Source organism: Salinimonas marina (assembly GCF_015644725.1).
Classification (GTDB): domain Bacteria; phylum Pseudomonadota; class Gammaproteobacteria; order Enterobacterales; family Alteromonadaceae; genus Alteromonas.
In genome coordinates this window covers 2,273,502-2,290,154 of record NZ_CP064795.1, presented here as the reverse complement: position 1 = coordinate 2,290,154, position 16,653 = coordinate 2,273,502, and the positions used below count along the sequence as shown (strand labels likewise).

The 16,653-nt window shown below is 50.8% G+C and carries 16 protein-coding genes and 1 pseudogene; 5 read left to right on the top strand and 12 right to left on the bottom strand.

The window, feature by feature from the left end:
- Genes guaD through xdhA form a run of 6 tightly spaced genes read right to left on the bottom strand, consistent with a single transcriptional unit; the run spans position 1 to position 6,794 of the window.
- Complete coding sequence (gene guaD / locus IT774_RS10150) at positions 1–1,302, bottom strand: guanine deaminase (protein WP_195809691.1); 1,302 nt, start codon at positions 1,300–1,302, stop codon at positions 1–3.
- Positions 1,302–1,625, bottom strand: coding sequence for a hydroxyisourate hydrolase (uraH, locus tag IT774_RS10145; RefSeq protein WP_195809690.1), 324 nt, complete (start codon positions 1,623–1,625; stop codon positions 1,302–1,304). Before uraH ends, guaD begins: the two co-directional genes overlap by 1 nt.
- On the bottom strand, positions 1,622–2,140 hold the full coding sequence (locus IT774_RS10140) for a 2-oxo-4-hydroxy-4-carboxy-5-ureidoimidazoline decarboxylase (RefSeq protein ID WP_195809689.1): 519 nt from the start codon (positions 2,138–2,140) through the stop codon (positions 1,622–1,624). The genes uraH and IT774_RS10140 overlap by 4 nt, the downstream gene beginning before the upstream one ends.
- The gene (xdhC, locus tag IT774_RS10135) at positions 2,130–2,963 is read right to left on the bottom strand and encodes a xanthine dehydrogenase accessory protein XdhC (protein WP_195809688.1); all 834 of its coding nucleotides are present in this window, start codon (positions 2,961–2,963) and stop codon (positions 2,130–2,132) included. Before xdhC ends, IT774_RS10140 begins: the two co-directional genes overlap by 11 nt.
- Complete coding sequence (xdhB, locus tag IT774_RS10130; protein WP_195809687.1) at positions 2,960–5,323, bottom strand: xanthine dehydrogenase molybdopterin binding subunit; 2,364 nt, start codon at positions 5,321–5,323, stop codon at positions 2,960–2,962. The genes xdhC and xdhB overlap by 4 nt, the downstream gene beginning before the upstream one ends.
- Positions 5,316–6,794, bottom strand: coding sequence for a xanthine dehydrogenase small subunit (gene xdhA, locus IT774_RS10125; protein WP_195809686.1), 1,479 nt, complete (start codon positions 6,792–6,794; stop codon positions 5,316–5,318). Before xdhA ends, xdhB begins: the two co-directional genes overlap by 8 nt.
- Before the next feature lie 312 nt (positions 6,795–7,106).
- On the opposite strand from xdhA, the gene IT774_RS10120 reads away from it, so the two are divergent.
- From IT774_RS10120 to IT774_RS10110, 3 genes are read left to right on the top strand one after another with little or no spacing between them, the layout of a single operon-like run.
- A complete protein-coding gene (locus tag IT774_RS10120) occupies positions 7,107–7,757 on the top strand; it encodes a TetR family transcriptional regulator C-terminal domain-containing protein (protein WP_195809685.1) in 651 nt (216 codons plus the stop codon).
- Positions 7,754–8,671: an allantoinase PuuE gene (gene puuE / locus IT774_RS10115; RefSeq protein ID WP_195809684.1), complete on the top strand. Its 918-nt coding sequence runs from the start codon at positions 7,754–7,756 to the stop codon at positions 8,669–8,671. Before IT774_RS10120 ends, puuE begins: the two co-directional genes overlap by 4 nt.
- A gap of 30 nt (positions 8,672–8,701) precedes the next feature.
- Positions 8,702–8,956 (top strand): DUF3862 domain-containing protein, encoded by a 255-nt coding sequence (locus IT774_RS10110; protein ID WP_195809683.1) that lies wholly within the window; start codon positions 8,702–8,704, stop codon positions 8,954–8,956.
- Positions 8,957–9,000: 44 nt separating this feature from the next.
- Here IT774_RS10110 and tpx read toward each other — a convergent pair whose 3' ends face one another.
- On the bottom strand, positions 9,001–9,495 hold the full coding sequence (gene tpx, locus IT774_RS10105; RefSeq protein ID WP_195809682.1) for a thiol peroxidase: 495 nt from the start codon (positions 9,493–9,495) through the stop codon (positions 9,001–9,003).
- Positions 9,496–9,576: 81 nt separating this feature from the next.
- Complete coding sequence (locus tag IT774_RS10100; RefSeq protein ID WP_195809681.1) at positions 9,577–10,908, bottom strand: NCS2 family permease; 1,332 nt, start codon at positions 10,906–10,908, stop codon at positions 9,577–9,579.
- Positions 10,909–11,243: 335 nt separating this feature from the next.
- Between IT774_RS10100 and IT774_RS10095 the strand changes: the two genes are divergently transcribed.
- Positions 11,244–12,242: an adenosine deaminase gene (locus IT774_RS10095; protein WP_195809680.1), complete on the top strand. Its 999-nt coding sequence runs from the start codon at positions 11,244–11,246 to the stop codon at positions 12,240–12,242.
- Positions 12,243–12,781: 539 nt separating this feature from the next.
- Here IT774_RS10095 and IT774_RS10090 read toward each other — a convergent pair.
- A complete protein-coding gene (locus IT774_RS10090; RefSeq protein WP_195809679.1) occupies positions 12,782–13,732 on the bottom strand; it encodes a transposase in 951 nt (316 codons plus the stop codon).
- 100 nt (positions 13,733–13,832) lie between these two features.
- A pseudogene (locus tag IT774_RS10085) lies at positions 13,833–14,318 on the bottom strand (transposase); the annotation flags it as partial.
- A 518-nt stretch (positions 14,319–14,836) separates the two neighbouring features.
- On the opposite strand from IT774_RS10085, the gene soxR reads away from it, so the two are divergent.
- Complete coding sequence (gene soxR / locus IT774_RS10080) at positions 14,837–15,280, top strand: redox-sensitive transcriptional activator SoxR (RefSeq protein ID WP_195809677.1); 444 nt, start codon at positions 14,837–14,839, stop codon at positions 15,278–15,280.
- A 24-nt stretch (positions 15,281–15,304) separates the two neighbouring features.
- Here the strand turns inward: soxR and IT774_RS10075 are convergent, their stop codons facing one another.
- Positions 15,305–15,886, bottom strand: coding sequence for a DUF1989 domain-containing protein (locus IT774_RS10075; RefSeq protein WP_195809676.1), 582 nt, complete (start codon positions 15,884–15,886; stop codon positions 15,305–15,307).
- Positions 15,879–16,559 (bottom strand): guanitoxin biosynthesis heme-dependent pre-guanitoxin N-hydroxylase GntA, encoded by a 681-nt coding sequence (gene gntA, locus IT774_RS10070; protein ID WP_195809675.1) that lies wholly within the window; start codon positions 16,557–16,559, stop codon positions 15,879–15,881. Before gntA ends, IT774_RS10075 begins: the two co-directional genes overlap by 8 nt.
- Positions 16,560–16,653 lie beyond the last annotated feature (94 nt).

Below are 16,653 nucleotides of genomic sequence, written 5' to 3'. Positions count from 1 at the left end.
TTATTCCTTTTGTTGCTGATACCGGCAGACGCCGGCCACCCAGGTTTGTTCAATCGCCCGATCATCTCCCAGCATGCTCAGGGCAAACAACATGTCCTGAGCCGAGTGGGACTGCGTCAGCCGCAGGCGGCTAAGCTCATCAAATGCCGGTTTAATAATCACAAAGTCAGCATGGCTGCCCGGATTCAGATTACCGATTTCGTGTTCAAGGCCGTAGGCCACCGCCGGGCCCTGGGTCATCATGTACAAACCTGCGAGCGGGGAAAGCGGGTCTTGCTGCAGCTGCGAAATTTTATAGCCTTCACCGTAGGTTTTGAGCATATTGAAGGTGGTGCCGGCACCAACATCTGTGGCCAGGGCCACATGTACCCGGTGTTCTCGGGCTTTGGCAAAATTAAACAGGCCGCTGCCTAAAAACAAATTGGACGTCGGGCAGAATGCCGCGGTGGCACCACTGTCACCCAAACGCTGCCATTCGCTATCGGTCAGGTGGATACAATGCCCAAATACCGCCCGCGGGCGAACCATATGGTATTTGTCGTAAACATCCAGATAGCCCTCACAGTCTGGATAAAGTGATTTCACCCATTCTATTTCTTCCATATTTTCAGACAGATGGGTTTGAACAAACACATCGTCATACTGCTGAGCTAACTCCCCCAGCGCCGCCAGCTGCGACTCGGTACTGGTGGGGGCAAACCGGGGGGTGAGGGCATAGCGGTTGCGACCCTGATTATGCCAGCGCTCGATTAACTGCGCTGAGTCACGCTGAGCCTGACTGGCAGTATCTTGCAAATACGGCGGACAGTTTCGATCCATGCACACTTTGCCAGCGACCAGCGCCATATTGAGTTCGCTGGCGCAGGCAAACAGCGCATCGGTGGCACCGGCATGTACAGTGCCAAAAACCAGCCCGGTGGTGGTGCCGTTTTTCAGCAGTTGTTGTAAAAAGCTCTGACTTATCTGACGGGCATAGGCTTCGTCTTTAAATTTATCTTCGGTTGGAAAGGTATAACTTTCAAGCCAGTGCAGCAGCTGCTTGCCATAGCAGGCAATCATTTCGGTTTGCGGATAGTGCAGGTGGCTGTCAATCAGGCCCGGCACAATCCAGTGATCTTTGAAGTCGAGTACCTGTGCCTCTGGATACTGACCGGCCAGCTCTGCATACTGGCCTACCGCCAGAATCTTATCATCCTGAATGACCAGCGCACCGTCATGCACACTGTGCAGATCGGTCTCCGGGGATTCGCTCGCATGGGGAAAGTGCGCCAGATTGGCGCGAAATAAAAATTGGGTGGTCACTAACTGCCTCGGTAACTACTAAAACCATAGGGGGAGATCAGCAGGGGAACATGATAATGGCTGCTTTGATCGCCCAGAAGAAAACTGATATCTACAAACGGATAAAATGACTGACCATGGGTTTGACACAGATATGTCTGGCAATGAAATCGTAAGCGGTATTCACCCGCAATAAAGTCTGCATCCTGCCACTGAGAGCAACGTCCATCATGGTCGGTTTGTGTTTGTAAGCTATCGCCGCGGCAAGTGTAAAGGGTAATCGGTAATCCGGCTACCGGTTTTCCCAGGGTGGTATCCAAAACATGGCTTGATAAGGTATTCATACTGTCGGACTCGCCCCCAGGTTGGCATTAATTCGGGATAAGGCGATATCTAACTGGTGTTGGGCCGCGTTGGTAATTTCAGCCTCGGTGGTGTTTTCAAGGCGGCTTTGAAGCTGTTGCAACAGCGTTTCTGCGCTCAGGCCTTTGGCATACACAATAAAAATAAAGCCGTGTTTTTTAAGATAGGCCGAATTAAGTTGCTTAAGTGCCTGCAAGGTGTCGTCGCGGGCGGCGGCAGCCTGCTGCTGCTCGTAGGCAGAATGTTGTAAAAACGCATCATCAGACGTGCTGAAGGCCGAAAAGTCGCCTATCATCGGATGCGCGGCAAAGGCTTCCAGATAATCATTTTTGTGCATTTTCTGCCAGTAACGCTCGGCGTGCTCCAGCAGTTGTTGCTTATCGGCATAGGGACGGTTTTCTACCATCATACTGATCCAGCTTTTGGCCGCGCAGGCCTGACTGAACCATTGCCTGGCGCCCGGAACAGAAAGTGTATTGAGTTGTTCAAGTGTCATGGTTTTCCTCCTTTACCATTAACCCATTCGGGCTGTTCGGGTCGCTGGCAGGCTGATGCAACAAAGTTATTAGCTGAGCACTGATGGATACTGCGACCTCCACCGGCCGCTTTCCCGGAATATCTAATCGCCCGATCGGGGTGATAAGCTTTCGTCGAATCGACGACGCCATTCCACGTTGTGCCAGCCGGTAATCAAATCGTTTGGCTTTGGTAGCAGAGCCAATCATCCCGACAAATCCAAAATCATGATTTCTTAGTGCTGTCTCTACCAGGGTGTAATCAATCTGGTGATTGTGGGTTAGAATCAGCAACCAGCTGTGGCCGGGTAAATCAGCTAATATCGCACTGGGATCCTCCTCCACCTCGGTTCTTACATTAGCAACAGCGGGAAGCCCGTCAAACGCATCGCTGCGACTGTCGACCCAGGTGATGGCCAGCGGCATCTGCGCGATTATCGGGATCAGTGCCTGGGCCACATGCCCGGCACCAAACACGGTTAACGGTTGCGCCGGACAGTAGTTGGCTTCAAATAAAACTTTTGCCGTACCACCGCAACACTGACCAAGGCGTGCGCTTAGCGCAAACGTCTCCAGCACCGGTGCCTGCACAGTGTCAGTCAGCATTTTTCGGGCCTGGGCAATTGCCGCAAATTCCAGATGTCCACCGCCGATGGTGTCGTACTGACCGGTGCTGGTGATCACCATCTTAGCGCCGGCTTCACGCGGGGTAGAGCCTGTTACCGAAATCACTGTTACCAGCACATAGTTAAGGCTGTGGGTGTAGCAGTGCTGCAATGCCTCATGCCAGTTAGAAATGCTCATAGTGCAGGCTCCCTGACATCAGCATCTGCCTGAGTCCGGGCCTGAATGTTCATCACCGCCCATAGCACTTTTTCCGGGGTGGCAGGTGGGTCTAGCTGCGGGTCCAGCCGGTAATCACTAATGCTGGAAATGGCATCTTTTAGGGCGCACCAAACCGAGATAGCCAGCATAAAGGGCGGTTCGCCGACGGCTTTGGAATGATAAATACTGTCTTCGCTATTCGGTGTCTGGTACAACCGGGTATTAAATCGCGGCGGCGTATCACCAATAGCCGGAATTTTATAGGTGGCCATATTCATGCTGATAAGGCGCCCGGTCTCATCCCAGCGTAAATCTTCGGTGGTCAGCCAGCCCATCCCCTGAATAAATGCCCCTTCTATCTGGCCGGTATCAATCGCCGGGTTCAGGCTGTGGCCCACATCGTGCACGATGTCCACCTGGTCCACGGTGTACTCTCCGGTTAGGGTGTCGATACTTACCTCGCTTACTGCCGCGCCATAGGCAAAGTAGAAAAATGGCCGGCCACAGGCCTGCTCGCGGTCGTAATAGATTTTCGGGGTCTTATAAAATCCGGTGGCCGAGAGCGAGACGCGTGCCAGGTAAGCCTGCTGCACCAGTTCGGCAAAGTCGATTTGGTGTTGGTCGAGACAAACTTTACCGTCAGCAAAACGTACCTCGGTATCAGCTCGTTGCAATGACTGAGCGTAAAAGTGTGCCAACCGCTGCGTAATTTTACGACAGGCATTGCTGACCGCTTTGCCATTCAGGTCGGTGCCGCTAGAGGCGGCGGTGGGCGAGGTGTTGGGCACTTTGTCGGTACGGGTAGCGGTGATATCAATTTGCTCTAATCCCACACCAAACTCATGGGCAGCAATCTGCGCAATTTTGGTATGCAGTCCCTGGCCCATCTCGGTACCGCCATGATTTACCTGAATACTGCCATCGGTGTACACATGCACCAGGGCCCCGGCCTGATTTAAAAATTTGGCGGTAAACGAGATACCGAATTTCACTGGGGTCAGCGCCAGACCTTTTTTGATCACCGGGCTGTGGGCATTGTAGCGACGAAGCTGCGCCCGCCGTTCCCAATAGTCTGAACTGCGTTCAAGCTCTTCAATAATGTCGGGCAAGCGGTTGGCCGTCACCAGCATACCGTAATGGGTCTGGGTGCCGGTAGCCTCAGAATAAAAATTCTGTTTGCGTACCTGCAGCGGATCAAACTGTAACCGGCGGGCGATGCCATCCATAATGGCTTCGGCGGCCAGCATTCCCTGGGGGCCACCAAAGCCACGAAAGGCGGTATTGGACACAGTATTGGTGCGTACCCGGTGACCCGTAACGCTACTTTGGCCAAGATAATAGGCGTTGTCGGCATGAAACATTGCCCGATCCACGATGGCATCTGACAAGTCCGGTGAACAGCCGCAATTACCAGTCACCACTATCTGACTTGCCTGTAACTGTCCCCGGTTATCAAACCCGACTTTGTAGTCATTTTTAAAAGGATGGCGTTTGCCGGTGAGCTGCATGTCGTCCCCGCGCGCCAGCCTTAGTTTTACCGCGCAGCGGTTGCGCCAGGCCAGTACCGCTGCCAGGCATGCCCATTGGGCGGCCTGGGTTTCTTTACCACCAAAGCCGCCGCCCATGCGGCGCATGTCCACACACACTTTGTTTAAGCTGATATTCAGCACCTGGGCTACCAGTTTTTGCACTTCACTGGGATGCTGACTGGAACTGTAAATCAGCATTCGCTCTTCTTCTTCGGGAATGGCCAGTGCCACCTGGCCTTCCAGGTACATATGCTCCTGCCCGCCGATATTCAGCGACCCTTCAAGCTGATGCGTGCTGGCGCTTAGGTGGCGTTTGGCATCGCCGGACTGCATGGTATGAGAAGGACGAACCAGTTCATGGCGGGCAAGGGCGTCAGCAACGTCTAATAAGGGCGCCACCGGCGTAATGTACAGCTTACCTTTGGTGGCCGCCTGGCGGGCATGCACAGGGGTATCTGCCAGCACTGCAAAGACCGGCTGACCGTGGAACAATATGGCCTGATCGGCAAGAATCGGGTCGCCCTCAAAAACCGGTGCGATATCGGTTTTGCCGGGAATATCGGCAACGGTAATAACATCGATTACGCCGGGAGCCCGGCGCACCTCGGAAAGATCCATACGCTCAATTTGTCCGGCGCTGCAATGACTTAACCCTACGGCGGCGTGGGCGGTATTCGCCGGCACCGGAATATCGTCAGTATAACGCGCGCTACCTGCCACCTGACGAGCCGCGCTTTCATGGGCCGCCGGCTTACGCAGTGGGCTCTGGGTTGATGTCTGATTGGCTAACGTGGGGGTCAGTTTACGCATGATAGCGTACCCGGGTGGCGATGACATGATGCTGGTTTTGATATTGCAGTACAAAGCGATGCCACAAATTTGCCAGCAGCTGCTGACGATAAAGTGCACTGGCCCGCACGTCATCTATCGGCGTGAAGGCGGAAGCAAGCCACTGCTTTGCCTGTGTAAGGGCCAGGGCGTCCTGCATACTGTGGCCAGGCAGGCGTTGTTCAAAATCAGTGGCCGCTATCGGTGTGGCAGCAACGCCCCCAAATCCTGTGGCCAGGGCGGTAATATTGTGGTGTTTATCGATTGAGACCAAAAACACGGCACATACAGCCGAAATATCATCTTCGAAACGCTTCGATACTTTGTAGGCCGCAAGATGCTGATCCGGCTTTAATAGGGGCAGCTCAATATGACTGAGCCAGAATCCTGCCGGCAGTGCGGTTTCGCGATAGCCGGTATAAAAGGCCCGCGCTTCCAGCGAGTGTTGCTCGCGGCCATTATCAATAATAAAGCGTGCGTTGAGCGCCAGCATAACCGGCGGTAAATCGCCGATAGGCGAGGCGTTTACCAGGTTGCCGCCCAGGGTTGCCTGGTGGCGCACCGGTAAAGAGGCAAACCGTTCGGTCAGCTCGCTCAGCGTTGGGTAGTGCTGGCACACAAGCCGGTGCAGCTCATCTAGGGTGCAGGCTGCGCCAATGGCTATACCGGCAGAGGTGCAATGGATAAATTTTAATTCCTGCATCTGCGATAAGCTGATTAAGGTTGAATATTGTTGCAGCTGCTGAGTGATGGTCAGACTCATATCGGTGCTGCCTGCCACCAGTGGCGCATCAGGATAATCTGCAATACATTGGCGCAGCTCCTGGCGGTTAGTCGGCATCAGCAGGCCGGGCCCTTGTAAACCAGGGTTATGTTGTTCTTCAGTTAAGGCGGTCCCGCTAGAGTTGTGCAGGGCCTGCAACGCACGAAGGGTATCGGGCTGCTGTGTATAAAAGTGGTCTGTCGGGGGCTTGGCGCATACGCTTAAGGCTGCATCAATAATAGGGCGGTAGCCGGTGCAGCGACATAAATTGCCCGACAATGCCTGCATGACATCTTCGCGTTGTACCGTACCGGGGGCGTGATACAAGGCAAACATAGACATTACAAAGCCGGGCGTGCAAAAGCCACACTGACTGCCATGGTGCTCTACCAACGCCTGTTGTACCGGATGTAACCGGGACCCACGACTGAGATGTTCTACACAGATAAGCTGTTTACGATGAAGCGAGGAAAGCAGCGCAATACAGCTGTTTATGGGGGTGTAGTGCAGGGCCGTGCCGTGGGCAGTCGGTGCCGCCAGTACCACGGTACAGGCGCCACAATCGCCTGCGGCGCAGCCTTCCTTGGTACCGGTGAGCCCTTTGGTCTCACGCAGAAACTGTAAAACGGTCTGATTCGCATCAGCCGTGGACAAGGTCACTGGCGTATCGTTTAACAAAAAGCGAACCATAAAACCGTCCTTTTGTTTCGCAGATAGAGCGTTATAGCTTTACTATAGCTTGCTTTTTGCTCGAAAAGTAGACCAGAAGGTCAGTTTATTTGCATAAAAATCAATCAACTAAATTTGGGGTAGGGTGGCTGAAGGCATACATTTGTCGTGCCCGTGCTATGTTGCAGGGTTTACCTGTTAAAACCACTAGGCTTGAACGGCGGGTTCAGGCTAAGATTATTGTATGGGTATCAGTATAGTGCAGGGTAACAACACCAGCGCACTACCTGGCAGCAACACCACGATTGGTAAAGGAAAAGGCACATAAGCTTTATGGCAGTCAATAAATCTTCTGACGCTTCGGTGGGTGAAAAAAACAAACAAAATATTTTACAGGCAGCAGAAAAGGTGTTTGCCCAACAGGGGCTCAAAGGCAGTTCGGTACAGCAGATTGCGGATACCGCCGGGCTGCCAAAAACCAATGTTTTGTACTATTTTAAAACCAAGCAGAGTTTGTATCAGGCCGTGTTACAGCAAACTCTGAGTTTGTGGAATTCTCGCTTTGATCAGGCCAGCGCCACCGATGATCCGGCCGAAACCCTGGCCGAGTACATCAGTGAAAAAATTGATATGTCGCGGACCCACCCGTTGCTATCCAAAATTTTTGCGATGGAAATTTTAAATGGTGGCCCGAACCTGGATACGTATTTTAATCATAAACACGTCAGCTGGATGCAGGGGCGGGTGGCAATTATTGAAAGCTGGATAGAACAGCAGAAAATCACCCGGGTCGATCCGTATTATTTGTTGTTTACTATCTGGGCCAGTACTCAGCATTATGCTGATTTTTCGGTACAGGTAACCCGGTTACGTGGAGAAAAAATGAAAAAAGTCGATTTTGAAGAGGCTAAGCGCACGGTAATCAAGCTGGTACTTACCGGCTGTGGCCTGACTGTGCCTGCACGCTATCAAAACCTGCAATGAACGCAAACGATACCTACCCCCGTGACCTGATTGGCTATGGCGCCGCGCCGCCCAACCCCAGATGGCCGGGTAATGCCCGCCTGGCCCTGCAGTTTGTGCTGAATTTTGAAGAGGGTGGGGAGAACAGCGTACTTCACGGCGATGCGGCCTCTGAAGTGTTTTTAAGCGAGCTGTCGGGTCCCCCGGCATATACCGATCGCCATCTTAGTATGGAGTCGGTGTATGAATATGGCAGCCGCTCGGGATTCTGGCGACTTTACCGGTTGCTGACGCATTATCAGGTGCCGGTCACCGTATTTGGTGTGACCATGGCCATGCAGCGTCATCCTGAGGCCGTACAGGCCATGTTAAAGGCGGACTGGGAGCTGGCCTGTCATGGCTTGCGCTGGATCTCCTATCAACAGGTAGATGAAGCCACCGAAGCGGCGCATATGCAACAGGCTCTGCGACAACATCAGCAGCTTACCGGTAAACCCGCCTGTGGCTGGTACACCGGGCGCACCAGTCCCAATACCCTGGCGTTGGTCGCCACCCATCCGCAGATATTGTACTGCGCAGACTCCTACGCGGACGATCTGCCTTATTACGACTACCATTATCACCGGCCTTTGCTGATGGTGCCCTATACCCTGGATACCAACGATATGCGTTTTGCTACCAGCCCCGGTTTTACTACCGCCGGGCAGTTTTTCGAGTATCTGAAAGACGCGTTTGATACCCTGTATGCAGAAGGCGCAACCTCGCCTAAAATGCTGTCGGTGGGTATGCATTGCCGGTTGCTGGGGCGGCCCGCCCGTATCGTGGCATTACAACAGTTTCTGGATTATGTGTATCAACACGACGGGGTATGGGTAGCCACCCGGGAGGCTATCGCACAGCATTGGCAGCAACAGTTTGGGCCCGAGTCACCGTGAAGAAAAGTCAAAGAATATTGGGAAGATATTATGGTTAGAAACGCATTGTTAGTAGCAGGATTATTACTATTATTAAGTGGTTGTTCCAAACTGACCCGTGAAAATTATCAAAAACTGGAACCGGGGATGTCACAGCAGGAGATTGAACAGGTACTGGGTGAAGCCCAGGCTTGCTCGAAAATGATGGGCGCGCTTAACTGCCGCTGGGGCGACGAAGACGGTAAATTTATTAAAGTTGTTTTTATGGCGGATAAAGCGGTGGCGTTTTCTTACGAAAATTTATAAAGATTTGCCGGAAAGATACCGGCAAATCCCTGAAGAAAACTGATTTACAGAGCGTTTAACGCTGCTTCATAATCAGGTTCATCGGCGGTTTCTGCAACCTGTTGCGTATATACCACCTCACCGGATGCATCAATGACTACCACGCTACGAGATAGTAAGCCAGCCAGTGGGCCATCGGTGAAGGTTACGCCATAGTCGTTGCCGAAGCTGCTGCGAAACGATGAGCCGGTCACTACATTCTCGATGCCTTCCGCGCCACAAAAACGGGCTGCAGCAAAGGGCAAATCAGCGGATACACACACTACTACGGTATTATCCAGCTTTGTGGCCTTTTCGTTAAACGCGCGTACCGACGCGGCGCAGGTACCGGTATCGATAGAAGGAAAAATGTTCAGCACAACATTTTTGCCCTTCAGCTCGCTCAGGCTGACATCTGACAAATCTGGTTTTACCAGAGTAAACTCCGGGGCCTGACTGCCGTTAGCCGGAAGTTCGCCGACAGTGCTCATTTTGTTGCCTTGCAAAGTAACTGTTGCCACGTTATCTCCTTAATCGATTTTTTGTATTCTTTCGCGCTCAGGGGCCCGAATCCGGCCCGCGCTGAGCGCAGTAGTCACCGGTTATTTCAGGTCAAAAAGATAGCGCAATAAAAACAGCAGCGCCAATCCGTAAGTCAGCTTACTGACTTCTTTGCCTTTACCGGTACCTACCATAATGGCGACGTAGGTAATAAAACCAAGGGCTATCCCTTCACTTATGCTAAAGGTTAATGGCATTGCCAACAGGGCGACCACCGCGGTGGCCAGCGCGCCCAGGTCATCAAAGTCAAGCTGACGAATGGAGTCCATCATCAAAATGCCCACCATTATCAGGGCCGGGGTGGTGGCCATCAGCGGAATGACTTTCATTAGCGGCGTAAGAAACAGCGCCATCACAAAACAAGCAGCCACCACAATGCCGGTTAAACCGGTACGGCCGCCGGCCGACACCCCGGCGGCAGACTCCACATAACTGGTTACCGGCGAGGTACCTAACGCCGCGCCTGCCACACTGGCGGTGGCATCTGCGGTCATGGCGTTGCCGATCTTCGGGAGTTTGCCGTTACTGTCCAGCAGGTTAGCCCGACGCGATACACCAATTAAGGTACCGATGGTGTCAAACATATTGACAAACATAAGCGCAAAAATCAGATCCCAGGTTTGGGCAAAGTTTTCTATCGGATACCAGATATCCATGGCCATAAAGGTTTGAGAAATACTGTCCGGCATGCCTACCACCCCCTCGGGGGCAGAAGTTAAAAAGCCCGATTCGGTGGGCACAAATACCCCAATGAGACTAAGTACCACAATAGACAGTAAAATACCGCCGGTGATCTGCTTCATCACCATGATGATGGTAAACAAGATCCCCGCCAGAGCCAGCGCCACTGCCGGTTCGGAGAGATCGCCCAGGGTCACAAAGGTGGCCGGGTGGTCTACCACCAGTCCGGCATTTTTCAGACCGATAAAAGCGATAAATAAGCCGATACCACATTGCACACCAATTTTCAGAGCATTGGGTATGGCTTCGGCGACCTTGGTGCGCACCCCGGTTAAGGTGAGCAGCAAAAATAAAATTCCATTCCAGAACACAATGCCCAGGGCGGCTTCCCAGGGCACGTCCCGGGTCATACAGATGGTAAACGCAAAAAACGCGTTCAAGCCCATACCCGGGGCCATCGCGATAGGGTAGTTGGTCATCAGCGCCATCAGTAACGTGCCAATACAGGCCGATATGGCCGTCACGGTGATAAGGCCTTCAACCGGCATACCGCTCAGCCCCAGCACGCTAGGATTTACCACCAGAATATAAGACATAGCTGCAAATGTGGTAAGGCCAGCGATGACTTCGGTTTTGATGGTGGTGCCGTGGGCGTTGAGCTTGAAAAATCGTTCGAATATGTCTGTGATCATGCGTTCTCTCGTGGCACGTTTTGATATTACTGAATACACACTGAACCTGACCAGCTAGTCAGGATTCGGGTTGTGTTTGCGCTTATTTCAGGCCAACACCGCGATTAATAATCGCCTGGTTATAAGTGACCCTGCCATAATGGCAAGACTAAGCACACTGACTTAAAGTTTTATCAAAAACGGCTTTCGTGGCATGCTAGCACTATCAAACGACAAGGCAGCGAGAACGAAGCGCGGTGGGTTGCGGCGCAATTGTGCGCGAAGCCACTTCCGGGTGCAACCGTTGACGAAATATTTTTGTTGTTGCACTTTCGCTAAAGCTAGAGGGGCAAGCCATGGCCATCGAAAAGTTAATACAAAGTTTACCTAAGGCAGAGTTGCATTTGCACATCGAAGGCAGTCTGGAACCAGCGTTGATGTGGCAGCTGGCGAATAAGCATCAGGTGGTGCTGCCATACCAAAGTGTGGCGGAAATTGAAGCGGCGTATCAGTTTGAAGATTTACAGAGCTTTTTGGATTTGTATTACGCCGGCGCCGATGTCCTGCGTGATGAAGACGACTTTTTCCAGTTGATGTGGTCATACTTAAACAAATGCCGGCAAGAAAACATCGTGCACGCTGAAATTATGTTTGACCCCCAGACCCATACCGAGCGCGGCATTGGTTTTGAGGTGTTTATGGCAGGCTTCGAGCGGGCGATTGCGCAAGCCAGACAGCAGTGGGGTATGAGCACCTTGCTTATCATGTCGTTTTTGCGGCATCTGCCTGAAGCAGACGCCTTTAGCACCTTAGAAGAAGCCAGGCCCTACTACGACCAGATTGCCGCCATCGGGCTGGATAGCTCAGAGCTGGGCCATCCTCCGGAAAAATTTGAGCGGGTGTTCGCCCGGGTACGTGAGCTGGGGTTAAAAGTTGTGGCGCATGCTGGGGAAGAGGGCCCGGCCGATTATATCTGGCAAGCGATCAAACTGCTTGAGGTTGACCGGATTGATCACGGGGTCAATTGTCAGCAGGATCAAAAGCTGGTGGAATACTTAATTCAGCAGCAGTTGCCTCTTACGGTGTGTCCGCTGAGCAATCTTAAGCTCAAGGTCATCGAAAAAATGGACCATCATAATATTTTACAGTTACTGGAAGCCGGCATGCTGGTCACGGTGAACTCGGATGATCCGACCTATTTTGGTGGTTATTTAAATGAAAACTATCGGCAGTTGCATGCCGCGCTAGGTATGAACACGGCGCAGCTAAAGCAGTTGTTGATAAACAGCTTCAAAGCCAGCTTTTTGCCTGAATCGCAAAAACAGCACTGGATAGATAATATTAATGTGTATTGATATCTGAAAAGCGGGTGGCAGGTAAGGGCGTATGGTCTGACTGGCACTATTGCAGCTAACCTGACAGACGATAGCCTACGCCAGAATCGGGAGCTTTACGCTGCCACACACATTGGCCGGCGCTGTTTGTAAAGAGAAAAAGAATAGGACAGTCACTTCTTGCATTTAAGAGAAAAAGAATAGGACAGTCACTTCTTGCATTTATGATTAACTCTTAGGTAGTACAGGTTTGCCTCAACCATTTCGAAGTTAATGCCTCGCTGTATTGGCCTGAATTACGATAAAACGATAGCTCAATACAGGGAAACTAAAGAATAGGACAGTCACTTCTTGCATTTATGATTAACTCTTAGGTAGTACAGGTTTGCCTCAACCATTTCGAAGTCAATGCCTCGCTGTATTGGCCTGAATTACGATAAAACGATAGCTCAATACAGGGAAATAGCTTTTTAATCAGAAGCCTGGGTACAAGAGTGTTGCGCCTAGTATTGGACGACGCATATTGGGCTATAGGATGTTGCTGAAAAAAATTGAGGTATTTAAGCTGAATTGTATTGCAGGTTTCTTTTGCGATGCGACATCAGTTTTTCGATGCTTACTGAGGTTTTAAATTCAGTTTCAATTCCGCGGACTAATGTATTCCAATCGGTATGCCCAAGTCCAACCCGGGCGAGTAGAGGAGAGGCGGTATCCTCTATCCTGCCACGCTTATTTGGATGAAAGGAACGCCCGGTTTGTTCGACGAGTGCGAAGTAATCATGGATACGAAAAGGCAATCCGTTGGGCATATTGTCTTTGGGATCCCCTGTAAAGTGAAGCAGCCTGCGGGGTTGTCGACGGGACTTTGCCGCCTGAATGCGTTTTTGTATACTGGTGTGCGCAGATGCTTCCGGTGATTTTGCTAAACAGGCGCGCACAGGATTTAAATCTACATACGCCATGCAGGCTGCAAGTGACGCTTCATCCATTAGTGCCTGAGACTTAAACCGTCCTTCCCAGAAGTGGCCCTTACAGTCGTCTTCGTTGTTCGCATGCCGCGCAATATATTCATTGAGCAGCCGCATAAACCAGCTGATATCAAACAATCGGTTGCGATACACTTCAGCAAGGTTTTTCACCGTTTCAGTTTCTGCCTCAGACAGCGAATCACACTCAGCGGGGTTAACATAACGCTGCGCTATCAGCATGCCTTTGTAGAGCTTGTGCCATCGACGGATAACCTCCTTTACCGATAACGCATCCGCTTTGTCCTTGTTGATGCGCAATACCAGATGGGTGTGATTGCTCATCACTGCATAGGCACATACATCTACGCACAACACATCAGCTAAAAATAATAGCCGGTCTTCCACCCATTGGCGACGGTGTTCGTAAGATTTACCCGTTTGTTTATCCTCGCCACATAAAAATGCTCTGCGTACACAGCGAGACACACAGTGGTAGTATGGGGTATCCGACAAATTGATAAGGCATTTACGTGGTCTGGGCATGGATTTCTAAACACGAGAGAACCGTGTTTTTATTGTGCCCGAATTAGTTCAAAACCCAACTGTACCTTGGGCTGTTAAGTGACTGTCCTCTTTAAAGTCAGCCCTTACAGTCGTCTTCCTTGTTCGCATGCCGCGCAATATATTCATTGAGCAGCCGCATAAACCAGCTGATATCAAACAATCGGTTGCGATACACTTCAGCAAGGTTTTTCACCGTTTCAGTTTCTGCCTCAGACAGCGAATCGCACTCAGCGGGGTTAACATAACGCTGCGCTATAAGCATGCCTTTGTAGAGCTTGTGCCATCGACGGATAACCTCCTTTACCGATAACGCATCCGCTTTGTCCTTGTTGATGCGCAATACCAGATGGGTGTGATTGCTCATCACTGCATAGGCACATACATCTACGCACAACACATCAGCTAAAAATAATAGCCGGTCTTCCACCCATTGGCGACGGTGTTCGTAAGATTTACCCGTTTGTTTATCCTCGCCACATAAAAATGCTCTGCGTACACAGCGAGACACACAGTGGTAGTATGGGGTATCCGACAAATTGATAAGGCATTTACGTGGTCTGGGCATGGATTTCTAAACACGAGAGAACCGTGTTTTTATTGTGCCCGAATTAGTTCAAAACCCAACTGTACCTTGGGCTGTTAAGTGACTGTCCTCTTTAAAGTCATCCTCTTTAAACAGGGCTGTTAAGTGACTGTCCTCTTTAAACAGTCCTCTTTAAACAACTTCTCTGGCATCAATCTATAGCGGCACATTACTTTTCGCAGAATAGAAAAGACGTGCTCCTGCACGCCTTAAAAACACTGCAAGTGAATAGATTTTCAGCCTTGGCAAAGGCTGCTAATTTTAAGATGCTATTTCATATGCATAGTATTGGCGGTTAGCTGCATCCATGCTTTTACATAGTGTTTAAAGCGGATTCTGACCGGCTTGAATTTACGCGTGTTCTGAATTGTCTGAACGGGAGTAGGGATATTAGTATTGGTAATAACGTTTAAGTTAAGCATCATCGATTCCTGTTGAGGTAAGTTCAAAACGATGCTAAAACCTTAAGTAAGGTTGAGGTAAAGAAGAATTTTTTGTTAATGCAGAATATGTCAGTGGGGCAGGTGGCCAGGCGCACGGGCGTCGCTGTTTCTACCCTTCACTTTTATGAGCAAAAAGGTTTAATTCACGCCTCGCGCAATGCCGGTAACCAGCGCCGCTTCGGGCGTGATGCCATAAGGCGGGTTTCGTTGATAAAAGCGGCTCAACAACTGGGGATTTCGCTTGAGGAAATAGCACAGGCGTTTGCGCCCCTACCTGACTTTGCTGCCCCCAGCGCCAAGCAATGGCAGGCGATGGCCAGTGGCTGGCAGGTTCAACTAGATGCGCGGATTGAAAAGCTGACCCGGCTGCGAAAATCACTGACCGGGTGTATCGGATGTGGATGTTTATCGATGGCTAACTGCCCGTTGTATAATCCTGACGACAACTTAGCTGCTCAGGGCCCCGGGCCGGTTATTTTAAACCGGACCCGGAAAAGCTAAACGGAAAGCCGCTTTTGAAAAATGTCAGGCCTCGATAATTTCGTAGCAGATTGGTTTATAACTAAAGTTATTCGACTCGCCGGCCGAGCAGGCGGTAAGTCCTACCACCATATCCATTTTTGCTTCAAACACGGTGTAATCACCGGCTTTACTTTTAGGCGGTAATACCGACAGATCGCCGTTCTCGTCTACCGCCACATTCATAAAGGTGTTGAAGGTGGTATTGATAAGATGCTCCGGAATACCATACTCGGCAAAAGCACTTACCAGATTGCCGTGACAGCCTGGCACCGGCTCTTCGTCCGGGTAAAAGTGGCGAAAGGTTGCTTTACTGCAAGGTGTTAGCAAAAAGTCGTGGTCTTCCACGGTGTCTTCGATAATCTCAAACATCTCGTTGCTTTGATTAGAGTACAGCTTTGAACCGGTTTTAAAGGTCAGGCTTTCGTTGTAATCCAAAGAGCGGCCGGATGATAAATATTCATTGTGGTTGGCGCTATTAAAGGCATACAGGTCGGCTACCTGCTCGCCTTCAGGATCGATAACTTTCAGCTTCTGGCCAGCGCGAAGTTCAAAAGCGGTGCCACTACGAGGGGCAATTTTATCCATGGGTTGTTTGCTCCGTTGAAGGATGAAACGGACATTTCCAGTTTTCTTCTAACAAACGTCCGCTGTATTGTTTGGCTTCAGAATCACTACCGTGATTTCCCAGCATTGGATTATCTGAACCGCAAAAAACACTGTCACGTTTGCGAATATGATCGCGAAAGGCTTCAAATTTGCCTTCGTCCTTGAGCTTGTCAAACTGCTCATGCAGATTGAACACAATAGTGGGGGACTCAAACCGACGACTGCGCCGACGGCTGGCCGGATTCAGACATACAATAAAAAAAGCATGCTCGCCCAGACTAAAGCTGAAGTTATCATGCTCGGGATCGCGGCTGACGGCTTTATCCCATCCATGCAACCGGCTATCGACCTCATGCAGCTGCTGTAACTTGGCCCACAGTAAGCGTTCGTACTGGCGTTCGGTATGATCCCAGGGGCCCTCGAAGGTGCAGACAAATGAAGAAAACATGTGTTTTTCAATATCAAAGCGCTCAATAAACGCATAAAGGTCCGACAGAATATCGGTGTTCTCTGACTCGTCGTCCAGGGTCCCATATTGATTCACCGAAATCTGGTCCTTAGTAAGGGCTGTTTTAGCCCCAACACAAGGAAAGTTCTTTTCAGCAATGAACTGCTTTAGGTTTTCATCCGTTTGTGACAGGTACGATTGCATAACTGACTCCTTTAGAGAAAAGAAGCCGAGGGACATTATAAAAGGGGAGACGAAAATCAGATACGACAGATAACTTTTATAGTGACCTGGCTTT

Excerpts from the sequence above, each read along its gene's own strand:
- uraH (WP_195809690.1), bottom strand. The coding sequence starts at position 1,625 with ATGAATACCTTATCAAGCCATGTTTTGGATACCACCCTGGGAAAACCG.
- IT774_RS10140 (WP_195809689.1), bottom strand. The coding sequence starts at position 2,140 with ATGACACTTGAACAACTCAATACACTTTCTGTTCCGGGCGCCAGGCAA.
- xdhC (WP_195809688.1), bottom strand. The coding sequence starts at position 2,963 with ATGAGCATTTCTAACTGGCATGAGGCATTGCAGCACTGCTACACCCAC.
- xdhB (WP_195809687.1), bottom strand. The coding sequence starts at position 5,323 with ATGCGTAAACTGACCCCCACGTTAGCCAATCAGACATCAACCCAGAGC.
- xdhA (WP_195809686.1), bottom strand. The coding sequence starts at position 6,794 with ATGGTTCGCTTTTTGTTAAACGATACGCCAGTGACCTTGTCCACGGCT.
- IT774_RS10120 (WP_195809685.1), top strand. The coding sequence starts at position 7,107 with ATGGCAGTCAATAAATCTTCTGACGCTTCGGTGGGTGAAAAAAACAAA.
- puuE (WP_195809684.1), top strand. The coding sequence starts at position 7,754 with ATGAACGCAAACGATACCTACCCCCGTGACCTGATTGGCTATGGCGCC.
- IT774_RS10110 (WP_195809683.1), top strand. The coding sequence starts at position 8,702 with ATGGTTAGAAACGCATTGTTAGTAGCAGGATTATTACTATTATTAAGT.
- IT774_RS10100 (WP_195809681.1), bottom strand. The coding sequence starts at position 10,908 with ATGATCACAGACATATTCGAACGATTTTTCAAGCTCAACGCCCACGGC.
- IT774_RS10095 (WP_195809680.1), top strand. The coding sequence starts at position 11,244 with ATGGCCATCGAAAAGTTAATACAAAGTTTACCTAAGGCAGAGTTGCAT.
- IT774_RS10090 (WP_195809679.1), bottom strand. The coding sequence starts at position 13,732 with ATGCCCAGACCACGTAAATGCCTTATCAATTTGTCGGATACCCCATAC.
- soxR (WP_195809677.1), top strand. The coding sequence starts at position 14,837 with ATGCAGAATATGTCAGTGGGGCAGGTGGCCAGGCGCACGGGCGTCGCT.
- IT774_RS10075 (WP_195809676.1), bottom strand. The coding sequence starts at position 15,886 with ATGGATAAAATTGCCCCTCGTAGTGGCACCGCTTTTGAACTTCGCGCT.
- gntA (WP_195809675.1), bottom strand. The coding sequence starts at position 16,559 with ATGCAATCGTACCTGTCACAAACGGATGAAAACCTAAAGCAGTTCATT.